The sequence below is a fragment of the Arthrospiribacter ruber genome, assembly GCF_019343195.1.
Lineage (GTDB): Bacteria > Bacteroidota > Bacteroidia > Cytophagales > Cyclobacteriaceae > Arthrospiribacter > Arthrospiribacter ruber.
On the sequence record NZ_RPHB01000010.1, the window covers coordinates 64,058 to 85,365 of the forward strand.

General features: G+C 42.8%; 13 protein-coding genes. All 13 read right to left on the reverse strand.

The annotated features are described in order from the left end of the window. Nucleotides 1-28 precede the first annotated feature (28 nt). Entirely contained in the window at nt 29-7,204 is a 7,176-nt protein-coding gene (gene sov / locus EGN73_RS19135) for a T9SS outer membrane translocon Sov/SprA (protein WP_484793080.1), read from the reverse strand. A 22-nt stretch (nt 7,205-7,226) separates the two neighbouring features. Beyond that, nucleotides 7,227-7,826 (reverse strand): Holliday junction branch migration protein RuvA, encoded by a 600-nt coding sequence (gene ruvA, locus EGN73_RS19140; protein WP_219293349.1) that lies wholly within the window; start codon nt 7,824-7,826, stop codon nt 7,227-7,229. Beyond that, on the reverse strand, nt 7,823-10,093 hold the full coding sequence (locus tag EGN73_RS19145; RefSeq protein ID WP_219293351.1) for an NADP-dependent malic enzyme: 2,271 nt from the start codon (nt 10,091-10,093) through the stop codon (nt 7,823-7,825). Before EGN73_RS19145 ends, ruvA begins: the two co-directional genes overlap by 4 nt. A 23-nt stretch (nt 10,094-10,116) precedes the next feature. Then, nucleotides 10,117-11,220 carry a DUF4837 family protein gene (locus EGN73_RS19150; protein WP_219293353.1) on the reverse strand — a complete coding sequence of 368 codons (1,104 nt, stop codon included), beginning with the start codon at nt 11,218-11,220 and terminating at the stop codon, nt 10,117-10,119. A gap of 74 nt (nt 11,221-11,294) precedes the next feature. Next, nucleotides 11,295-12,710: a transglycosylase SLT domain-containing protein gene (locus EGN73_RS19155; RefSeq protein ID WP_219293355.1), complete on the reverse strand. Its 1,416-nt coding sequence runs from the start codon at nt 12,708-12,710 to the stop codon at nt 11,295-11,297. A 13-nt stretch (nt 12,711-12,723) separates the two neighbouring features. Next, nucleotides 12,724-14,157 (reverse strand): Asp-tRNA(Asn)/Glu-tRNA(Gln) amidotransferase subunit GatA, encoded by a 1,434-nt coding sequence (gene gatA / locus EGN73_RS19160; protein WP_219293357.1) that lies wholly within the window; start codon nt 14,155-14,157, stop codon nt 12,724-12,726. A 21-nt stretch (nt 14,158-14,178) separates the two neighbouring features. Continuing rightward, nucleotides 14,179-14,382: a twin-arginine translocase TatA/TatE family subunit gene (gene tatA / locus EGN73_RS19165; protein ID WP_219293360.1), complete on the reverse strand. Its 204-nt coding sequence runs from the start codon at nt 14,380-14,382 to the stop codon at nt 14,179-14,181. A gap of 113 nt (nt 14,383-14,495) precedes the next feature. Next, nucleotides 14,496-15,737, reverse strand: coding sequence for a murein hydrolase activator EnvC family protein (locus tag EGN73_RS19170; RefSeq protein ID WP_425515042.1), 1,242 nt, complete (start codon nt 15,735-15,737; stop codon nt 14,496-14,498). Between the two features lie 6 nt (nt 15,738-15,743). Then, nucleotides 15,744-16,478, reverse strand: coding sequence for a lipoprotein insertase outer membrane protein LolB1 (lolB1, locus tag EGN73_RS19175; RefSeq protein WP_219293364.1), 735 nt, complete (start codon nt 16,476-16,478; stop codon nt 15,744-15,746). Beyond that, entirely contained in the window at nt 16,471-18,201 is a 1,731-nt protein-coding gene (locus EGN73_RS19180) for a tetratricopeptide repeat protein (protein ID WP_219293366.1), read from the reverse strand. Before EGN73_RS19180 ends, lolB1 begins: the two co-directional genes overlap by 8 nt. Nucleotides 18,202-18,374: 173 nt before the next feature. Further along, nucleotides 18,375-18,809 (reverse strand): dUTP diphosphatase, encoded by a 435-nt coding sequence (gene dut, locus EGN73_RS19185; protein WP_219293368.1) that lies wholly within the window; start codon nt 18,807-18,809, stop codon nt 18,375-18,377. After that, entirely contained in the window at nt 18,806-20,329 is a 1,524-nt protein-coding gene (locus EGN73_RS19190; protein WP_219293370.1) for a lipopolysaccharide biosynthesis protein, read from the reverse strand. The genes dut and EGN73_RS19190 overlap by 4 nt, the downstream gene beginning before the upstream one ends. A gap of 21 nt (nt 20,330-20,350) precedes the next feature. Next, complete coding sequence (locus tag EGN73_RS19195) at nt 20,351-21,136, reverse strand: enoyl-CoA hydratase/isomerase family protein (RefSeq protein WP_219293372.1); 786 nt, start codon at nt 21,134-21,136, stop codon at nt 20,351-20,353. Between the last annotated feature and the right edge of the window lie 172 nt (nt 21,137-21,308).

Below are 21,308 nucleotides of genomic sequence, written 5' to 3' on the forward strand. Positions count from 1 at the left end.
AATACAAGGATTAACCAAATCAAAAAACCTATTGTGATAAATTAAATCTCAGCTGTCCACCAAAGGCGGTAGAGCTTCTGCGGAATGCCGTCGTGACCCTTGGGTCATTGACTGTCCTGTCAAAGTAAAACTGGATATTCAAACTTTGATTAATCACATATCCTATTGTCGGACGAATTTGTAAATTAAGGTTGCCATTGGTAACTGTGGCAGGCTCATCGATTTTTCTTTGAATCTGTCGGGTATCCACGACCCGGGTATTGAGCCTGAGCTGGAGGTCATTTTTCAATACTTCCTGCCTCCCCTGTATCTTAAAGGGTACTTTCACACCTGCTTTAGTGTATCCCAGATCAAATCCGAAGTCTCTGCTGTTTTGCTCGGTCACCTGGGCATTGGAGAAGTTAAGTCCCACATTTCTTTCGGTATTGTATTCCAGGTTGATGTTGAGTCGATCTTTAGTGAGAAGGTTGATACCTATCAATGGTGAAAAACGCTCTGTAAGTATGACCTGGTTCAGCACAAAGATCGGAATGTATTCCCCAAATTCATTGGTTAGGGTGGCTCCGGGAATCTCTCTGACGCGATTAAAAAGCTCCAATCCTGTCTGGTATAAAAGGGAGTTGGAAAAATTGCTCACTTCATAGGTAGAAGCATAGCCGTGCGTCAGGTTGATACTTGCAAAATATTCCCTCAATGCAGGAACCTGTGAAAGTCCTTTATAATCCAGACGCCAGTTTGGTATGGGGATTTTAGGGAAAGGATTAAGCTCAATTTCTCCTGGGTCTCTTCCCGAGTAAGCAGATAAGAATGCCAATGTAAGTACATCTTGGCCATTTAGTGCATATTCCCCGCCTGGATTGGCAGCATTGAGCCTTTCTTGGATCACAGAGCGGAATTGTTCAAACTGACTGAAAATAGGAGAATTGTTGTTCCTGTCGTCTCGGGCGAAAGTCGTTCGCAGCATGGAATAGGTAATGCTGTATCCCCCCATTCTATTGGGGCTTAATGAGGTGAATTGCCCAGGGTTGCTTTCAGAGTTTCGGAATATTTCGCTGAATTCACCCGTTTCCCGTTTTCGAGCTTCAAATGTTATCCGGAAATCTCTGAAAGGTTCTGCCAAAGCATTTACCTGTATATTTATTGCCTGATTCTGCCTGAAGGCCTGTGTGAGCTCCGTGCTCGGAGCCATGATTCCCTGTTCGGCAAGGCCAAACCGTACACTTGGATCTTGTGCACCCAAAATAAACCCAAAGCCCGGATTCATAAAGCTTCTGTCCAGACCCAATAGTCCGGTATTCTCCATATAACCTGGGAGAAATGTGCCTTCTACTTTGGACACTCTGAAATTGATGTCTTTAAACATCGTCACGAATTTAATAAGCCGGTTGGTAAAAGGTGTTCCTATAGTATCTTCGGCATTGACAGATGGTCTTCCAGGAATACTTGGTCTTTTTGGTGCGTTCAATGCCCTGATTTTAGCGTTTTTATTGTACAATTTGACAAGGTCTATCCTGCCATTGACGGCTTGGTCCCGGGTATTTTGGATCACATTTCCCAAAGTATCCCTTTGTCCTATTGCTCCTGTCATCCAAGTGTAATTGGCTCCATACCTGTAGTCCATTCCAATCCAATCCAAGGCATTTATCTTGTCAAAAGGAAGTTTGTAATTTAACATTACCTGCTGGTTGAAATTGGTAGGCCGGCCTAGGTTTCTCAGGTTGACCATTACGGAATCCCTCGCCTCTTGTGTATCCCGAGCACCCTCGGGCTCGTCAATAACAGCCAATACACGTGCACTGTAGTCCACTCTTAGATTTTTGGTCAGGTCCCAGTTGACATTATAGTTACGGTTGAGGAAAAAGCTCTTTTGGTAAAAAGGATCCACACCATCAGTGGTCAAAAACTCATTTCTATATTGGGTTCTCATAAACCTTCTGTCTACATCTACCCTTGCAGATACTGAGGTGGGCGAAAAATTGAAGTTAGTTTCCTTGAGTAACCTGAATCCGCTTAGCCATTCTGCATTTTTGAATGGTTCAAGGATTGCCGGCTTTGGCTGGAATACATAAGCAATGTTCCCCACATAAGATTCAAACAAATAGCTTTCGGTATCTATGTTGCTCTGTCGCACCGAGCCGTATGCATAGGAAAAAGAGAAATTGCTTATATCCCATGGTTTTGGAGCGGATTCCCTTTCAGGATTTCTGTTTTTCCGCACATTTGAAAAGCCAATATTCCTCCGCCTGGATAGATCCAAGACCTGTCTTCTGTAAAATTCCCTATCTGCATCGGTGGCAAACTTATCCAAAGCCTGAGACAATAAAACGTCTGGGTTCAATGGATCGTACTCCGGCCTTACAGTGGTGTTTTCAATACTCGCATACATAGGAATGGTGACATTCATGGCTTCAGGTAGGAGTTTTTCTACGTTGATGTTAGCAGAAACGTCATATTGTGTAGAGGCAAAAAGAGCCCTTTGTGATAGCCTGGTTTCTAACCCTCCAAATCCCACTGAGCTATGTCGGATGGAAGTGGATACTGTGGCTACATCTGCTATTTGGGCATTAAGGATAGCATTTGCCGCCCAGCCTGAGGATTCTTTGAACCCAGTTACCCGTAGTTCATTTGCCCAGATACAAATAGATCGGGAAGCTCCACCTGATTCACCAGGGTTTCTTATTCCTATCATCATTCCTTGGATAAGACTAAGCTCGGGTCGTCCGACCACCGTGACTTTATATTGCCTTACTTCTTGAGTAAAGGCAAGGTTAAGAGGGACCCGATTATTGTCTCTGGCTATTTTTACACCGACGATCTCGTCAATGGCAATGTCTATTTCGTTTTCCAATGGCCAAATCTGCCGTGGATCCCTTGTACCCCTAGGAGTGAGAAGCAAAGGCACTTCTATCTCATAGTAGTTGTCGGTATAGTCGGTCCCCATGCGTAGAAAGGCCGTCATTTCACCATCTTCAGCATCCTCTGAGTCTGCATGGAAAAACATCTTGACGCGCTCGAACTGTACCAAGTCCAGTGAGTTGGCATTTTTAAATACCGCTCTGGCATCTCTGGCCTGAAGGTCTTCTACACAAAGCCTTAGTGATTGTTCGTTGAGTTGTCTTTCTACAGCGGCTAGGTTGTCCCTATCCCGTGTGATTCCCGGAGGAAGCACGTAAGGGCTTTGGGTTGGCGAACCCTGACTATTTTCTTCAATATTTACCACACCTACTGTTAAGTTGGAATTGTCAGGCTCGGGCACTTCAAAAAAGCCTCTTTCGAACAGGGATTCCTGGAAAACCCTCCATTGACTGGCAATCAGTCTGAAGTTGGCCATTCTCAATACTACAGGCTGCTCAAAATCTGTCAGATAAGTTCTCATGAACCTTATAGACTTAAAGCCTGAGATGTCTCCCTGAACCCTGTCAGGAGTTCTTATCGGAATTCTAAATAAGTACCAGTTGACCTGATCGCCGCTTTGTGTGGAAGTCACCTTATCTATGATGTAGTTTCTGCCTACTTCCATTTCGCTGGGGCGTAGGTCTATTTCGTACTCATAATAAGCCTCCAGTTCATTGATGGTATTGTCGTTGTTTAGGTCTTCATTGTCAGGAAGGTTGGAACCTGATGGGGTGAAAGGCAAGTTGATGTTGGAAGTAATGGGGGTATTGCCTTCCATTCCATTAAATCTCTTGTGTCTTTCCAGAATTTTCACATTGTTTTGGTCGTATTCCTCATCTAAGTAATACTTGAAATCATCATTGGAAGGATCATCTATAATTTCTTGAAGCACATTTGGAGACACATTTAACCTGTTGATAAAGCGCTCCCTGAAAAATTCAACCTCTTCATCACTATCCAAGCCATCAAGTCCTATGTCCTGATTTTCCCTTGCCTCTGGTGAATTGTCAAATGCAGGTATCAAAAACTGCTGCCTTGTAATCCTTCCCCATTCTGTGGTAGCGGTGGCACTTGGGTCTCCATCTGCCGGTAAGCCATTCTCAAAACCATGCCTTCCGTCTTTGATTACATCTTCTGATACTTCGCCAAGATTGAACCTCAGTTTACCTCCGGTAGTATTGTTTTCATTGAATACTCCATCTAAAACCCGGCCGTTTGGACCTTCAATAAAAGGATCAAGCAACCAGAATTCAATGTATTCAATGTTAGTTCTGTCAAAATCCACCTCAGTAGTTATGGCCCTTGTAACAGCTCCATAGTTCAGCCTTGGATTTGGAAGAAAACCCTCTGAAGTCAGGTTGGGGTTGTAATTGTACATGCCTCTTTCATGAGGGAAATATGCCATTTCAAATAAGGGCTCAGGTACAATGATTACGTCCCTGTCTCTAAATTGAAAAATCTCCTGCGGGATTACCCTTCGGACATAGTGGTTTTGCCTGTCTTCACGGGTGATGTTGGAAGGTACTCCAGGTCCACTTTCTCTGTAAAATACATTGTCAATGTTGTACCAAGCGACCTTAGCTCTTCTATAAGCATTGCCCAAGCGGTCTTCGGTTATTCCGCTCAAGTCAAAATCATCATTATCTGTTCTAGGGGTAGCACCAAGACTCCAGGTTTGTGCTGCTGCATTCCCCAATCCGTATGGCGTGATGGCCGTTTCGAAATCATCGATGTAGGAAGCCTGTTCGCCGTTTACCCTGTTGGAGGTGCCCGGGAGTAGCTGTGCAAATTCCCCGCTGAACTGTACGATGGATTTTTCTTTCGTATTGGTAAATGGGAGGGCATCGGCCAGCTTGGTAAGCCATCTGGACTCATCATTGTAATTGGCATCCAGACCCCACATGGAGTTTCTCAAAGTTTCCGATCCTGTGGCTATCCTAGTGATATTGGGCCTTTCATTAAGATAAAGAAAAGTTCCCCCTACGTTGAGTTTGTCATTAACCATATAGTCCAGCCGGGTTCCCAATAAGCTTCGGGTTTGAAAAGAAACCAAATCTGCTTTTTCAAAACTGATTGTGATTCTCTTTCCTGACTGGAGAATGCTCTCATTGATGATATTTACCCTTCCGATATTGTAATCCACCGTAAAATCTACACCTTCGGTCAAAGGGATGTTACCTGCCATGACAATGACCGAACCGGGAGAAATATTCAGCCCCGGGAGTAGTATTTCCGAAGCAGATCCGGCAGTAAGCCGCCCTTTAATGAAGAATTTATCATATCTGGTGACCAATTCTGCATCAGCCCGTGTAGTTCGGTATAAGGTGTCAAAGACATACCGGTCAGCAAGGTTCCGTTCATTAGGTAAAAACAGGTTTCTTAGGGTTCGGCCAAATGGTTCCAGTACAGGAAAAACTAAAAGGCCCCGATCTGGGAAAATGGTGATTCCCGGGACAAAGTCAAAGTTGCCATCCGGGGCCGGGTCATTTTGAGGATTGAGGTTATCAAGCCCCATTAATCTTATGAGTGGGCGATTGGCAACATTTTGCCCTTCGAGTAGGGTAGGGTTGTCAAGGCCTGTTCGGTCATCCCGATAGATTACCTGAAGCTGAAAGCCATCCTGCATGATTTGGTTGGCATTGAGGTTGTAAACGTTTTTCATCATCAGGTCCCAGGTCGGGATATTGATGTTGATCCGGGCTGGTCTTAGCATTTTGAGAAAGATCAGCTCATTTTCAGGCCTGTTTTGATAATCTTCTGAGAGTTCTCCGACTTTAAATACTTGTCCATTGAAAGTGTATTCAAATGAAACAGCCAAAACTTCATCGTTCTGAAGTCGCCTGGTCAAGGATACATATCCCAACTCTCTGTGAAAAATAAATTCGGTATCAGCTAGTCTTCTGGCGCCACTTACCTGTTCAAAGTCCACACCTCTGGTAAGTTGCAGGTTAGACTCAATGGCTGATGAACCGGTATCAAAGGGGCGGAAAGCAGAGTTGGAAGTAAGGTTTTGGAAGAGGTCATTAGAGCCATTGGCAGCCGGTGCTCCAGTGATACCTGTTCCTATGTTTGGATTATCAGGCCTGAAAATTCTGGTGCCTTCCCCCATATCCATGAAAGCAGCAAAATTTCTAAGTGTCTCAGTATTATTGGCTCTGTTCATGATGTAGACTTCCACTCTGGTTATGTTGACCCCGGATAGGATCTGGGGAAGTCCTCTTAGCCACCTTTCATAGTTGTCTCTGAAAAAGTGTCCCAAGAAAAAATGCCTGTTTTCATCATAGTTGGACCCTTGGATTTCGAACTGTCGGCCCTGACTTCCGCCTTCTATGATCAGTTCATCTCTTCTTCCCCTTTGGGTAGAAGCCACTGCGGTCACAAAAAGGTTTCCAAATTGTAGTTGGGTCTTGACACCAAAAAGGTTTTGTGCTCCTTGAATAAGGCTGTTTTGGACAGGCATGCTCACATTTCCGATTTCTATGGATTTGATGATGTCCTCCTTGAACCCTGTATATTCCAGTTTGAGCTGATTTTGAAAATCAAAGGAGTTGTTTGAATCAAAATTGGCTCCAAGCCTCATTTTCTCTCCGAGGTTGCCATTGACAGCCATCTGGATCTGCTGATTAAAATTAAAATTCCCATTTTGCTGCTGCCTGATGGGGATGGCAGGATTATCAATTCTCCTGAATATGGCGCCGAGGTCCAAATTTACAAAGCCGGTAGGCACGATGTTGATCTCATCTCCGCCAAAGATTCTGTCAAACTGTGGTGTGCTGGTCATGGGCAGGACCAGGTCCCTACCTGTCACCGGGCTGTCTCCATCCATGCCTCTTGACCGACTTCTCCAGTATTCCTGCCGGACTTTGTATTCCTGGATTTTGGAGAATTCATCAAAATCATAAATGACACCGGAGTCTACTTCTCCGCTGTCCAGCTCATTTTGTATCCTATATTTTAATGTGGAATCCACTTCTACCTGCACTCTTTCTGTAGAAGGAGAGCTAGGATAAAAAGGAGAATACCTAGGTCGGTACGGATTTTGTTCTGGATAGAGTGGATTGGTATTAAGATTTTGCCACAAAAGAAAAGAAGGTAGCATCCTTCGTCTACTTAAGGAGTCCAATCTCATGAAATTGGTAGTGTCCTGTGCAGCTACCGGTAAAGTGTCCTGAGGTGAAATGGAGGTCGTATCCGCGCTGACTTCTTGAGCGAAGCTATTGGAGGTCGGCAAGGCAATGCATGTCAACAGAAAAAAAACTGTTGCCGCGTAATTACGGAAGCATTTGGAGAAAAAATCCTGCCGGGACAAAAGACCTGATGTTTAAAGGTTGTTAAGGTGTTTTTAAAGATGCTTTAATTAATTCTTCTAAGGAAATATCCGTACCTGTTTTTTTCAACACCGCAGCTATATTTTTTTCGGCTGAAGCTTTCGGAAACCCCAAGGTAATCAAGGCCTGTAACGCCTCCTCTTTTATTTTATTGTTAGATTTGATAAACCCAGCAGTCATTTGTGGGCTATCAGAAAAGCTTTCTTTTTTGATTTTGTCTTTTAGCTCCAAAACAATCCTCTGGGCTGTTTTAGCACCTACTCCTTTTACATTTTGTATGGTTCTGTAATCTTCTGAAACGATGGCTGTTTCCAGTTCTTCTGCACTGAGTGAGGAAAGTATCATCAAACCAGTGCTGGGCCCAACTCCCGATATGGAGGTCAGGTTCAAAAATAGTTTTTTCTCGGCCTCTTCTTTAAAACCGTAAAGGGTATGCGCATCTTCTTTGATGTGCAAATAGGTGAGGAGCATAATATGCTCCTCATCCTTGATTTTTGTATATGTCTGTAATGAAATTTTTACCAGGTATCCTACACCTGAGATATCGATGATGACAAATGTAGGGTCTTTGTGTACAAGTTTGCCTTTTAAATAAGCGATCATTTTTTGCCTTTGGTTTGTGCGTCTACTACAGCGATGGCTACCATATTGATGATTTCACGTATGGAGCTACCGAGCTGTAATATATGCACAGGCTTGTTCATTCCCAAGAGTACTGGGCCGATTGCTTCTGCATGACCTAATTCGGACAACAATTTATAGGCAATATTGCCCGAGCTAAGATCCGGGAAAATGAGGGTGTTGGCCCTATTTCCAATCAAGCTACTGAAGGGGTAGTTTTCTTTTTGGATTTCTTCATTCAAAGCTACATTGGCCTGCATTTCCCCTTCGATTACCATGTCAGGATATTTTGCTTTGGCCAGTGCAGTGGCTTTGGATGTTTTGGCTGCCACATCTCCTTTGGCTGAGCCAAAATTGGAATAGGAAAGGATGGCTACTTTTGGATCTATATCAAAAAACTTCACCCCGCTTGCTGTAAGTCCTACTATTTCTACCAGTTGTTCAGCGGTAGGATTTACATTGACAGTAGTGTCGGAGAAGAAAAACGGGCCTTTTTCGGTATTCATGATGTACATGCCAGCTACGCGATCGGTTCCTTCCTTTACTCCAATGACATGCAATGCCGGGAGGATGGTTTTTGGATAATCCTTGGTGAGACCGGAAATAAGCGCGTCAGCTTCTCCCAGCTCCACCATCATAGATCCAAAGTAATTCCTGTCTTTCATCAGTCTGTAGCACTCTTTAGGAGTAAGTCCTTTTCTTTTTCTTTTTTCAAAAAGGACATTACCATACCTGATGAGCCTATCTTCATCTGTGTACGGATCCACAATATGTACACCACTGAGTTCAAGTTTGTTTTCTTCAATGATTTCGTTGATTTTTTCTTTTCTTCCCAACAAAATCGGTATAGCAATTTTTTCATCCCTAAGGACTTGTACAGCTTTAAGAATTTTGACATTGTCCGCCTCTGCAAAAACCACACGCTTAGGATCTTTTTTGGCTCTTGTCACTACCCTTAGCATCAGTCTTTGATCAATTCCGATTCTTTCCTGTAGCTCTAGCTCATAACCTTCCCAGTCAGTAATCAGGGTTTTGGCAACTCCGGATTCCATAGCTGCTTTTGCCACAGCAGGGGCTATGGTAGTGATGAGTCTTGGATCAAGCGGTTTTGGAATGAGGTAAAATCTTCCAAAAGCCATTTTGGCATCACCATAGGCCTTATTTACAATTTCCGGAACCGGTTCTTTGGCCAAAGCTGCTATGGCCTTAGCCGCTGCAAGTTTCATTTCTTCGTTGATGGCTGTAGCGCGTACATCCAAGGCACCGCGGAAAATGTACGGGAATCCAAGTACGTTATTTACTTGGTTTGGGTAATCGGATCTTCCTGTAGCCATGATCAGGTCATCCCTAGTTTCCATGGCCAGGTCGTAGGCGATTTCCGGATCAGGATTGGCCAATGCAAAAACGATAGGGTCTTTGGCCATTCTTTTGATTTGATCAGGTGATACGATGTTTCCAGCAGAAAGTCCAAGGAAAACATCAGCATCTGTCAAAGCCTCAGTCAGAGTATGGATATCTCTGTGTGTGGAAAATTCTTTCTTGATAACATCAAGGTTTACCCTGTCATTTCGGATGACACCCTCTTTGTCACACATGACAATGTTTTCCCTTTTGACACCCAGACTCATATAGAACCTGGTGCAGGATACTGCAGAAGCACCGGCCCCATTGACAACAAGTTTGATTTCCCCAATTTGCTTTCCCACTACTTCCAATGCATTGAGAAGGGCTGCTCCGGAAATGATCGCAGTGCCATGCTGGTCATCGTGCATGACCGGGATATTCATGTCTCTTTTGAGTGTCTGCTCTATTTCGAAGCATTCAGGTGCTTTGATATCTTCCAAATTGACTCCACCAAAAGTAGGCTCCAAGGATTTGATGATCTGGATGAGTTTTTGGGGATCTTTTTCATCTATTTCAATATCAAAAACATCAATTCCTGCAAATTTCTTGAATAAAACGCCTTTGCCCTCCATCACCGGCTTGGAAGCTTCGGGTCCAATGTCTCCTAGTCCCAATACGGCTGTCCCGTTTGAAATTACTGCTACAAGATTGCCTTTAGCGGTATATTTGTAGACATTTTCTTTGTCTTTTTCTATTTCTTTGCAAGGTTCTGCTACTCCTGGAGAGTAGGCCAATGCAAGGTCAAGTTGGCTGGATAAAGGTTTGGTAGGAATTACTTCGATTTTACCTGGTTTACCTTGGGTATGATAACTCAGGGCATCTTCTTTTCTGATTTTGATGGCCATAAAGGTTTCTTTTGTTAATAAAATCAGCTGGCCTGATCTTCACTAGGTGAAAGTTCAGTAGCCAGCAAAAGGGTTTCTATTTCCCGGATTGCTTCCCTATGTGCCTCATTGGGATAGTATAAAAAGCCTTCCATATAATAAAGCTTTCCATTTTTGTCATCCACAATGACATAGGCCATGAAAGAACCTCCCATACTGAGATTGTTGGTCTTCCATCCTCCCCGGATTTCTATTGCAAAATTATTGTTTATACTGAAATTACTAAATACCGGGCTCGGGTCAACCCTTTCGGTGACCAAATATGAGTTCCGGTTATTGGGATCCCCATAGATATGCTGTCTGGTGATCTTTTCTCTAAGTTCTAAAAGCGCTTCTGGAAAAAGCTGCTCTTCTGAAGTGTAGTCAGTTTCGTAGAAAAACAAGCTTATATCCGCTCTGTCTGTTCTAGGTGTAGGCTGCCTCAGCCAAAGGAAATTGTTATCTGCTTTAGCAATCTGATAGGATGCCGGAACATTAATTTCCAACCCAAATTCCCTTCCGGCCATTTTAGCAGCAGAGCTTTTTCTGCTGAGCAGTACTCTTTCCAGACGGTTCCTTTCCCGCACCTGGAAAAGATTTTGAAGTTTACTTTTATTGGCGGTCAGATTGTTGATGAGTTCTTCTTCATTATTACCAAAAAGGTATATCACTTCCTGGCCAATGGCAAATTCATCTTCGCTTCTCAGAATATATTTGCTGGGATCTTCGGCAGCCTGCTCTTTGGCTTCTTTACTGAAGAGAGCATTGATGTTTTGGCTGGCTGCTTTTTTGTCATCAAAAGTGGTGACGTACACAATATTGGTCGCCATTTTGAGCATCCTGTTCATTCCTCGCGGATCTACTTTGCGGACATCAAACATGGTTTCGTCACGGATCAGACCTCTGACATCCTCTTGAAAAATATCTTTTAAGACCCGGCCCACTGGCCCATCCCATTTGGTGGAATCTATGGCCAGAATTATTTCACCTACAGCTCCTCTGGCTTTAGGTTTGGTAGAGTTTTTGGACTCTTCGGTTTCTTCACAGCTCCAGAAAGCCATAGCGGCAATGCATAAAAACATTGCGGTGCTTATTGTTTTGATACTCATATTGTTCGATTTTATTAACCCTTTACAAGTTATCAATTCCAAGATGGATAAAAAAGTTTTTACTAATAAAATAGTTAACCTATAATAAGCTTTTGACCGGGTTTAATCTGGTTTGTGTTAAGATTGTTTAACTTTTTGATCTGATCTACTGTGACCCCGTTGAGTTTTTTTGAAATCAGCCACAAGCTGTCACCAGGTTGGACTGTGTATACTTTTGGGTTCCCGGAATTGGAACTGTTCTGGGCTATTGAACTTTCAAAATTACCATTTTTAGTATAGATATATAGGGTCTGACCTATCCGGATGTTATTTGAAGTTAAATTATTCCAAGTCTTGATATTGGTGACGGTTGTGCCGTGATTTTGGGCAATCTTTCCAAGCACATCACCTGATTTGACTTTATATGCTATCCTGGTATTATCTCCTGAATTAGCTGCTGCCACAGCTTTGGCTACAGCAGGATTGGAGTTCTGATTGCTGGCTATTCTAAGGTCAATGGCTCTTTCTGAAGTGAGTTTCACAGCGGAAGCAAAGTGTTCTTTGTTTTCTGCGATATAGTCCACCTTGTTTTTTGGTACCCTTACAGCCATGTGCTTGTTTGAATTTGGTATGAGCCTGTTTTGGATAGAAGGATTCAGGTGCTCTAGGTCTTCTATGCATAGTCCTGTCAAGTTGGCCAACTCTTCCAGATCCAGTTCCTGATTGAAATTGATCTTTTCATAAGCGATAGGGTAAGTGGGCTCTTCAAGGACAAAATTGTGCTCTTCTGCATGTCTGATCAGGTACATCATGGCTTGAAACTGAGGGATGTAGCTTCTCGTTTCTTTAGGGAGGTAATTATACAGGTCCCAGAATTTGGATTTGCCTCCGGACCGTCTAATTGCTTTCCTTACATTTCCCGGACCACAATTGTAAGCCGCCAGTGCCACTTCCCAATCGTTGAACATCCGGTATAATGATTTGAGGTACTTAGCAGCTGCTTCAGTGGACATTTCGGGATCCATTCTGTCATCAATATCCATGTTGGTGTGCATGTGGTACATTCTGCCTGTAGCCGGCATAAACTGCCAAAGCCCCATGGCACCCACTCTAGATTTTGCTTTTGGATTAAGACCTGATTCAATGATGGCCAGAAACTTGACATCATCAGGCATGTCATGGGCCGCGAGGGTTTCTTCAAACATTGGAAAATAAGTATCCATTCTTTGAAGGACCATTTTAGTGTAATCTCTGTTTCTGACCGCGAAATAATTGATAAAAGCAAATATCCTTTCATTCAGCTCGAAGGGCATGGAAGTCTCCATATTCCGGATCCTTTCAGCCACTTCTGAATAAGTGAAATCAGGTATATACTCAAATTGATATATTGGGGATATGGTTTCTTCCTCGATCGTACTGTTGTTGATCTCATACAATTCCTGACCATAAGAAATGTGACTCGCTGCGACGAAGGCTAAGAAAGCACAGATTAAAATGAAGTGTTTTTTCATGGTCAGGACATTTTTATGAATTACTGTTTATATCTGTCAGGTATTTTGCAAAGGCATATAATTCAGCTTCCTTAAAGGAATTAGCCATGACCTGAAGGCCGATAGGAAGTCCTTTTTTGTCTTTCCCATTTGGGATAGAAATTGAAGGTACTCCAGAAACGGAGGCCTGGACAGTAAATAAATCTTCAAGATACATGGCTACAGGGTCATTACTATGCTCTCCAAACTTAAACGCCGTAGTAGGCGTAGTCGGCATAATAATATAATCATATTTTGTGAGAAGATCCTCAGTAAATTCTTTTATAAGTCTCCTTACCCGCTGGGCTTTGGTAAAATAGGCATCGTAATAGCTCGCGCTTAGAACAAAAGTACCCAACATGATCCTTCTCTTTACTTCTTCACCGAAACCCTCCGACCTGGTTTTTTTGTACATACTTTCCAAGTTGTGAGCATTAGGAGTTCTGTATCCATATTTGACTCCGTCAAATCGGGAAAGGTTAGAGCTGGCTTCTGCTGTGGTAAGGATGTAATAAGTAGGAAGTACATATTTCAATAATGGAAAATGAACTTCTTCTACCTGATGTCCTTCTTCTTTAAGCTTGTCAAGGACAGCGACAGTATTGCTTTTGATTTCTTCCTGAAGTGCCGGGGATTCTATGGTTTCGGTCAGATAGGCAACTTTCGCTCTTTTGTCAAAATGCAGTAATTCCGAATAGTGTGGGACTGCTTTTCTGGATACAGTAGAGTCGAAATTATCAGGACCGGCCATTACTTCCATGACCAGAGCATTGTCAGGGACATTTCTGGAGAAAACACCAATCGTATCAAATGATGATGCATAGGCTATAAGTCCCCATCTGGAAACCCTCGAATAAGTTGGCTTGATGCCCACCAATCCCGTAAATGCCGCCGGCTGTCTTACAGATCCACCTGTATCAGTTCCCAAAGAAACCGTACAGAGGTTGGCCTGCACAGCTACTGCAGAGCCACCGGATGAACCGCCTGGAACCCTTTCTTCATCAGCAGCATTGAGTACCTTTCCATGTGCGGAGTTCTCATTGGAGCTGCCCATTCCAAACTCGTCACAATTAAGCCTACCGATAATGATGGCATCTTCGTCAATTAGTCTTTGGACGGCCGTGGAGGTAAACTGGGATTTGAAGCCTTTTAGGATTTTGCTGGAAGCATTGGATTCGTGGTCTTGGTAGACCAGGACATCCTTGATGCCAATGACCATTCCGGCCAATTTCCCTGCTTTTCCTGAAGAAATTTTTTCATCTACCTTGGAAGCCTGCTCCAAAGCGGAATCCTTATAAACTTCAACGAAGGCGTTGAGATGCGCCTTCGTTTGAATGTTTTGGAGGTAATAATTTACTATCGCTTTACAATCGGTTTCCCTATTTTCAAGCGACTTCTTTATGTCGTCAAATGAGAGGAATTTTTCCAAGTCTACTAGTTTTGAAGATTATCAGTCTTTTTTCTTCTTTTCTTTCAAACCTTCTTCAAGGTCGTCCTGAATTTCTTTGGTTGCATCTTTGAATTCTCTGATTCCTCTTCCAAGTCCTCTTGCCAATTCAGGGATTCTTTTTGCACCAAAGAGCAGCAAAATCACCAAGATGATTAGGATGATAGAGCCTCCGCCCATATTTTGTAAGAAACCCAATGTTGTCATGGTCGTATTATTTTAGATTTATAATTGTTACAAAGATATAACAGCATAACGCTTACACCAAGGAAAGCGGGCTGCTTATCTTGCTTTTTTTATAAATATACGAATTATTTGTTTTATCGCCCTGCAAGCCAAATGGATGGATCCATTGGAGTAAGTCCTTTCCAGGTTTCAAAATGCACCTCAGCCACACCATCTTTATTGGTGTATACCTGCCCAAGCACCTGCTTGGCTGTAACTTTATCGCCTGACTTAACTGAAATAACTTTCAGCTTGCTGTACATGGTATAATACTCACCGTGTTTGACCACAATGGTGCCTCCATATCCTGGAACAGTAAAAATCTTGGTGACTTCCCCGTCAAACACCGCCCTGACATTGGCATTAGGCGTGGTCTGTATGTCCACACCATCATTGTCTTCGGTGACCCCTTTGACAGTAGGGTGGGGGTGTGTGCCAAAAGGTCTGGATACAAAGCCGCTTTCCACAGGCCAAGGCAGTTTGCCTCTGTTTCCTGCAAATGAAGAAGATAATGCTGCGGCTTCCGGCGTAAGTGGAATACTGCTACCTGATGAACGGGTGGCAGTAGAATTTGCCTTTTTGGCCTCTGCTTCAGCTCTTCTGATTTCCTCTTCAATGATTGCCCGGATGGCTCTATTAAGGTTTTCCTGCTGTTTTTTGGCAGCTGCAATCTGCTTTCTCAGGTCCTGTTCCTGCTTGGTCAGAGAATTGACTATGCCTTGTTGCTCTTGTTTGGCTTTGTCCAATTGTTGCTTTTGCTGCTGTTCCTGGGCAAGGATATTTTGTTTCTCGTTTTTCTTGGTTTCAAGGTTTTCCCGCTGGGCCGCGAGTTCAGCAGTGGTTTTTTCGATCTGTTCTACCTGTTTTTTTCTGGCATCGGAATATTGCTTTAGGTATTTGAGCCTCATATAAAACTGCTTGAAAGTGGAAGAACTGAACACGAAGGCTGTCATGGTCATGCCCTGGTTGAGCTTGGATGATGTGTATATCATACCTGAATACTCTTCTTTCATATTTTTCAGGTCATTTTCCAGAGCTGAAATTTTATTTTCCGTTTCGCGGATTTCGGTATCTATGAGGCGGACTTCCCGACTTAAGGTATTGATATAGTTTACCCGAGTCTGTAGTTGTTTGTTGACGACATTGAGCTGTCCTACCGATACTTTTTTGGTTTCAGCAGTTTTTTTTAGGATCTGGTCAAATTCAAGCAGCCTTTTTTGTATTTCGGCTTTTTCGCGCTCCAGCTCAGCCCTGGATTTTTTGGTCTGGGACTGGGCCAAAAGTGCCGGAGTACAGCAAAGGCAAATAAGAAAAATAATAGCAATTTTGAATCTCAACATTCTTTAAAACCTAAAAGGGAAGGATAGGGGAGTGTCGACTATTTCTGTACGGATCATTTCCAGGTTGATGATGGAAGCCTGAGGTCCGTCAGGAGTATTGAAAGAGAGCCTTAACAGCATTTGATTGGGAAAAGGCTGGTTATCCAAATCTTCAAATACATGATAATTGGCCAATAATGAACCTTTCTCTTTCATAGATGTGCTGGTAAGTTCCGCGACTTTTCCGTGTCCTGTATTTACTCTGGAGTGGAACCTGAATCCATCTCTAGCTTGAGTGAGTTCAAAGTACTGCCCAATCCTGATCAACCTGTCACGATAGCTGAATTCATGTGGGATATTGGCAAATACGATGTTTTGGATCAAATCCAGATTGAGGCTAAGATCATACATTGTTTCGATCTCTTTGAAGGTCATATTGATGTCCTCTCCGTTCAACCGGTCTTTGATCATGACCCTGTCTTTGGTGACAGCTCCTCTAAAAGCCTCAAGCCCAAGTCCAGGTGTGATACTAAACCAAAAGATACTATCTTTTTTCGCCCGTATATTTATGGTTCCTTTCGTGGTTTTACCAGAAGGCTCTTCTATAACTATTCTTCCTCTTGCAGTGAAATTTTCGAAATCAAAATACACAGGTTCAAATTCCTGCATGATTTCATCCGAAGTGTAAAGATTAGGCTTTGGGGCACATGCAAAGCCGAGTGCCACAACAAGTACCAAAGCGAAAAGTGGTCTAATCATAGTATTTTTGATCCTTAATTTTTTTGAATAAAAATTCTGAAGTTTCATCTCCTCCCTCTGCCTTTCTCCAAAAGCTGATAGCTTCGTTTCTTTTGCCCAAATGATAGAGAATGTCACCATAATGCTCCAACATGACTCCGCTTGGGGTTTCTTCATTTTCCAAAGCCATTTCCATGTATTTTTTAGCTTCTTCATACTCCTTCATCTGGAAAAGAACCCAGGCATGCGTGTCTAGGTAAGTGGCATTTTTGGGATGTTTTTTCACGAGTTTGCCGGACATGCTTTTGGCTTTTTCCAGGTCTTTTTTTGCTAACGAAAGAAAATAAGCATAATTATTCAGCACATGCTCATCATCGGGTCTTTCTTTCAATACAGCTTCATAAGCTTTGTAGGCATCTTCTTTTTTGCCCATTTGGTGGTAAGCATCACCAAGCTGTCCTTTTACAAGGATGTCCAGCTGTTTATTTTTTCCTTGGTTGACTTCTTTGGATTTTTCTAATGAAGAAACTGCTTCTTCGGCCTTTTTTAGGGCGAGCTTGGCTGTGCCATCAAAAAACCAAAATTCTGCCCGTTCAGGGAATTCGTCCACGGCTATCTCTGTGTATTTTTCGATCTTGTCGAAATCTTTACCAGAATCAAACATGGTCATAATCACACCTTGGAGCACCTCTGAGTTGGAAGGGTCTATATTTAAACTTTTTTCGTAGTATTCCAATGCCTCAGCTCGCTGATTATTAAAGTATAGCCTGTCTCCCACTACAGTCAGTACATCGGCTTCGTTGGGATGAAGCTCCAAAAGTGGTTTTTGAAGTATATCCAATAACTTTTCTCTTCTGGAAGATTTCATTTCCTGAAGGATGTCTGAAAATGCCTCGGCCTTGACATTAACTTCCAGATCGGGATTTTGAAAAGCCTCAATGATCAATTCTTCTGCTGTATCAAGGTCCCCCATATCCTTGTAAAGGGCATAAGCTGCCATCTGGAGTTCAGGTTGGTTCGGATAACTATTAAGGGATTCTTCCACCGTTGCCAAGGCTTCCTCTGATCTGCCGTTGTTAAAAAGGATTTCCACCAAGTTTAAGACATACTGGGAATTTCCAGGGTGTGCTTCGATAAGGTTTTTCCCTTCGCGAATGGCACTTTCAAGGTCATTTTTTCTAAGGAATATCCTTTGTTTCTGAATGGTGAGCTGTTCTACCACTCCGTAATATTCTTCAGCCCTGTTTAGAGCATCCAATGCCTTGTCAAATTCACCTGATCCCAGATACAAAGAGGCCAAATCCAAAATGTAGTTCTGGTTCTCCTCTGTATTGGCCATCAGGTTTTCCAGAATTTCTGCTGCCGCACCTGCTTTGCCTTGCTTGGATAGGGCTTCTGCCATCACAAGGTTGTAATACTTGTTTTCAGGATCACCATCGACTGCCAATAGCCCGTATTCCAAAGCATCATCGACGCGGTTTGCTCTCAGGAGAATTTCTGCAATTTTAAAATTTATAGCAGGGTCATCAGGATTTTTTTCTCTGGCTTTTTGGAAGTAAAAATAGGCGCGGTCAAAGTCTTCCAGCATCATAAAACGCTGTCCGTCAATGAAAAGACGGTCTGCTTTTCTGAGTTCTAATTCCTGTTTTCTTTCTTTTCTGGTAAGCTTGTCCTGAGCAAATGCCTGAAGGCCTATAAGTAAAGAAAAACAAAGCGTAAGTATGCAGTTGGATATAATTTTCACGGATGGAATTTAATTTCTTTTCAATGGATTGGCTGGATAAAATGTGGTGGTAGGTATTACAATTTCTGATTTTCTCACATTTTCCTTTCCCTATAACGCAAACTTGGTGCCTTTTTGTTCTGTATATTCAAATCAATATCCTGGAGCCGTCACAAGCAACCTAAGATTCTTATTTATTTCTTCCCTGTACTACCATAACCTCCTGCACCTCTCTCTGTGTCAGAAAGTGATTCACTTGGCTCCCATGAAATCTGCTCATGCTTTGCTACCACCATTTGAGCTATCCTTTCGCCATCATCAATAGTAAAGGGCTCGTTGGAAAGGTTGACCAAAAGGACTTTGATTTCTCCTCTGTAATCGGCATCTATGGTACCCGGAGTATTCAAAACAGTCACCCCATATTTATAGGCCAAACCTGAACGTGGACGGATCTGTGCTTCAAACCCCGCAGGTAGCTCCAGGAATAGTCCGGTACCGATGAGTTTTCTTTCCAGAGGACGCAGTTCTATGGGTTCATCTATATTTGCCCTAAGATCCAATCCTGCTGACTGGGGAGTTTGGTATTCCGGTAATTCGTGCTTGGAGGTATTGATTACGCGTACTTTCATGCTTTTCTATTTTTCAACCTGTTTCGGATTTTTTCCACTTCTTTTTTTTCGAAAAGCAAAACTACAAGAACAAAAGCAATCACAAGACTATTCCTTCCGATAAATTGTAAAATCGGTCCTCCCCAATCCCAATAGAAGCCGAGATAGCTCAGCAAGAAGGCAACTGAAAGGTAGAAAAGACCTTTTCCGGTCTGGTAAGGAATAGGAAAATGCTTTTGTCCGATCCAATAGCATACTGCACTCATGATCATATAGCAGATCAAGGTGCTCAATGCCCCTCCCATCAAGCCTAATAAGGGTACCAATGTAAATAAAACTATAATGGTCACAAAAGCCCCCAAAAGTGTGATGTAAAAGCTGTATTTGGTCTTATCCGTCAATTTAAACCAAATGCTTAAATTGAAATAAATACCCAGCATGAGATATCCCAATAGGAGGACAGGCACAATGTGGTTTCCCATGGCATAACCCTCCCCTCTGAGAAATAGACTTCCCAATATGTCCAGGTTGACAGAAACGGCTATCATCAAAGCCGAACAGAATATCACAAAGGCATGCATGACGGTAGCAAAGGTCTGAGGACTGTTTTTGTCAGTGGACTGATTGAAGAAAAAGGGTTCTGCTGCATATTTAAACGCCTGAATAATCAAGTTCATCAGGATCGCCAACTTAAAATTGGCTCCAAAAATACCCGTAACTTCACGACTGGTGTATCCTTGGTAAAATCCTTCTGGCAGAACATATTCGAAAATAGTCCGGGAAAAAGTTTCATTTATCGTTCCCGCCAGACCCATGAAAAGCAAGGGGAAGGAATAATGCCACATGGGAGCGAGATATTTTCTATCAAATCCAAAACGGAATTGTTTGATCAGCCAAAATAAAACCGGAATCATAGCGGCATTGGCAATAAGGTTGGAAATAAAGATATACTCCACACCCCACTCCGGATTATAAACCGCATTGATGTAAGGGGCCAAACTTGCCAGCCATTCTCCTTTCCATATATGATAGCAGATGACAATGAAAAAGACGTTGAAACCTACATTGATCAGGATATTGCCCAACTTGGTCAATGCAAATTGAAAGGCTTTGTTTTCTTTTCTCAGCCTTGCATAAGGGATGACGAGGATGGCATCTATGGCCAGAATCCAGGCAATCCAGCGGAAAAGGTGTTCCTGACCTTCATAATTCAGCCATGAAGCCAATGTGGGGGCAGATAAATAAATGATGGCGCCCAGGGAAAGGGAACTTGTGATAAGAAGGGATTGGATTTGCGAAAATACTTTTTTTGGATCAAGCCCTTTTCCGGTGGCATACCTGAAATAGGTTGTCTCCATCCCATAAGTGAAAATGATATTGAAAAGAGCCATGTAGCCATAAAGGGCAGTGTAGGCTCCTACATCATCCTTGGTCAGGTAGGCAGTGTAGATGGGAATAAGTAAAAAATTGACTGTTCTGCCCAGTATACTACTGATGCCATAGATGGCAGTCTGTCCGGCCAATTGCTTTAGTTGCCCCATGGTGAAAAAATAAAAGGGGATTTATTCCCCTTTAAATTCCGGTTTTCTTTTTTCTAGAAATGCAGAGGTACCTTCTTTATAATCTCCGGATTTGACGCATCGGGCAAAGCTATTGGCTTCTGTCTGATATCCGTTTTCCCCTTTGATAAATACTGAGTTTACACAATCTACCACCATGCCGATAGCCAAAGGTGCTTTGGCCATGATCTTGTGGATGATTTCCTCCGCTTTTTCAAGTGCGGCCTCTTTATTTTCGCAGACATGATTGACTAGACCTAGAGATTTGGCTTCTTCAGCTCCGATCATGTCTCCCGTCATCATGAGTTCATTGGCCTTGCCACGGCCTACCAGATAAGTCAGCCTTTGGGTTCCTCCATATCCTGGGATGATGCCGAGATTTACTTCAGGTTGCCCAAACTTGGCATTGGCAGAAGCGATACGCATATGGCAGGCCATAGCCAATTCACATCCGCCACCTAGGGCGAAACCATTGACCAAAGCAATGACAGGCTTATGGCAATTTTCTATAAGACTGAAAATTTCCTGTCCGTTTTCCGCAAACTTTCTTGCATTGAGCTCGTTGAGTTCTGCGATTTCACTAATATCAGCCCCTGCAATAAATGCTTTTTCACCGGCTCCAGTGATGATCACAGCTTTGATGTCCTTGTTGTCAGAGACTTCGTTAAAAATGTTTCTGATTTCCTCCAATGTCGCAAAATTCAATGCATTCAGCTTGGATTCCCTGTTGATAGTCAGGTAAAGAATTCCGTCTTTTTCTTCTGAAAGAATATTCGTGTTATCAGCCATGGGGTTTGGTGATGGTTAGGGATCAAATATACAAGGCCTTCAGGCATTCCCAAAGCATTCCTTAGAAAAATACAATCCATTCTGATAGAAATCAGCCTTGAAAATGAATTCAATCGGTTGAGCGATTAATTTACATATCTGCTAATTTATAATAGGTTTACCCTTAAGGTCG